We start from the raw sequence: 256 nt of genomic DNA on the forward strand, positions 1-256 counted from the left end.
CGCATAGCGGGTGGTTTTTTTGTCTCGCACCTAACGGAGCGAGACGGACTGAAAGTCGCATAAAGAAAAAGACAAGATTTGAAAACCTTGTCTTTAATACTATACCGGCGGCCGGGGTCGAACCGGCACGTCCTTGCGGACACTGGATTTTGAGTCCAGCGCGTCTGCCAATTCCGCCACGCCGGCAAAGTATAACTGGGGTAGCTGGATTCGAACCAACGCATGAGGGAGTCAAAGTCCCTTGCCTTACCGCTTG

General features: G+C 52.7%; 1 tRNA gene. It reads right to left on the reverse strand.

The features are described 5' to 3' along the window. Positions 1 to 102: 102 nt before the first annotated feature. Positions 103 to 186 (reverse strand) — tRNA-Leu (locus tag ADF68_RS01265). Positions 187 to 256: the final 70 nt, after the last annotated feature.

The organism is Streptococcus pseudopneumoniae, from assembly GCF_001068775.1.
In the GTDB taxonomy this organism is placed as follows: domain Bacteria; phylum Bacillota; class Bacilli; order Lactobacillales; family Streptococcaceae; genus Streptococcus; species Streptococcus pseudopneumoniae_N.